The organism is Peribacillus deserti (genome assembly GCF_016909175.1).
Lineage (GTDB): Bacteria > Bacillota > Bacilli > Bacillales > DSM-1321 > Paraperibacillus > Paraperibacillus deserti.
This window is the reverse complement of record NZ_JAFBFI010000051.1, coordinates 1-1,036: the sequence shown is the minus strand read 5'-3', so window position 1 is coordinate 1,036 and position 1,036 is coordinate 1. Positions and strand designations below refer to the sequence as shown.

Genomic DNA, 1,036 nt, shown 5'->3' with positions numbered 1-1,036 from the left:
CCACACCCGTTCCCATCCCGAACACGGAAGTTAAGCTCTTTAGCGCCGATGGTAGTTGGGGGATCTCCCCCTGTGAGAGTAGGACGCTGCCAGGCGTTTATATGGAGGATTAGCTCAGCTGGGAGAGCATCTGCCTTACAAGCAGAGGGTCGGCGGTTCGATCCCGTCATCCTCCACCATATTTTGTGCCGGTGTAGCTCAATTGGTAGAGCAACTGACTTGTAATCAGTAGGTTGGGGGTTCAAGTCCTCTTGCCGGCACCATTATTTTCTAGTTGAATATTAAGCTGATAAGAGTTACAATAATTTTTGTCGCTAATATGTACGAGCCATTAGCTCAGCCGGTAGAGCATCTGACTTTTAATCAGAGGGTCGAAGGTTCGAATCCTTCATGGCTCACCATTTTAAATATGCGGGTGTGGCGGAATTGGCAGACGCACTAGACTTAGGATCTAGCGCCTTACGGCGTGGGGGTTCGACTCCCTTCACCCGCACTTTAGTTTTGCGGAAGTAGTTCAGTGGTAGAATACAACCTTGCCAAGGTTGGGGTCGCGGGTTCGAATCCCGTCTTCCGCTCCATACTATTTCTTTGCCGGGGTGGCGGAACTGGCAGACGCACAGGACTTAAAATCCTGCGGTAGGTGACTACCGTACCGGTTCGATTCCGGTCCTCGGCACCATTTAATATGCGCCCGTAGCTCAATTGGATAGAGCGTCTGACTACGGATCAGAAGGTTATGGGTTCGACTCCTTTCGGGCGCGCCATATAAATACGGGAAGTAGCTCAGCTTGGTAGAGCACTTGGTTTGGGACCAAGGGGTCGCAGGTTCGAATCCTGTCTTCCCGACCATTCCTAAAATTCCTTATGGGGCCTTAGCTCAGCTGGGAGAGCGCCTGCCTTGCACGCAGGAGGTCAGCGGTTCGATCCCGCTAGGCTCCACCATGATTGTTCTTTGAAAACTGAACGAAACAAGACGCCAAGCGTATTTTTCTTTCGAGAAAATACAAAAACAAGTTTTAAACTTTTAAGAGCTATA

9 tRNA genes and 1 rRNA gene are annotated in these 1,036 nt (G+C 50.2%); all 10 read left to right on the top strand.

The features are described from left to right. A 5S ribosomal RNA gene (rrf, locus tag JOC77_RS21105) occupies positions 1 to 95 on the top strand; the annotation flags it as partial. An 8-nt stretch (positions 96 to 103) separates the two neighbouring features. Beyond that, positions 104 to 179: transfer RNA gene (locus JOC77_RS21100), tRNA-Val, on the top strand. 8 nt (positions 180 to 187) lie between these two features. After that, positions 188 to 263 (top strand) — tRNA-Thr (locus tag JOC77_RS21095). 62 nt (positions 264 to 325) lie between these two features. Then, a tRNA-Lys gene (locus JOC77_RS21090) sits at positions 326 to 401 on the top strand. Between the two features lie 10 nt (positions 402 to 411). After that, positions 412 to 493: transfer RNA gene (locus JOC77_RS21085), tRNA-Leu, on the top strand. Positions 494 to 503: 10 nt separating this feature from the next. Then, positions 504 to 578 (top strand) — tRNA-Gly (locus JOC77_RS21080). A 12-nt stretch (positions 579 to 590) separates the two neighbouring features. Next, positions 591 to 679, top strand: a tRNA-Leu gene (locus JOC77_RS21075). 8 nt (positions 680 to 687) lie between these two features. After that, positions 688 to 764: transfer RNA gene (locus tag JOC77_RS21070), tRNA-Arg, on the top strand. Between the two features lie 8 nt (positions 765 to 772). Then, positions 773 to 849, top strand: a tRNA-Pro gene (locus JOC77_RS21065). A gap of 17 nt (positions 850 to 866) precedes the next feature. Beyond that, positions 867 to 942: transfer RNA gene (locus JOC77_RS21060), tRNA-Ala, on the top strand. The last annotated feature ends 94 nt before the right edge of the window (positions 943 to 1,036 follow it).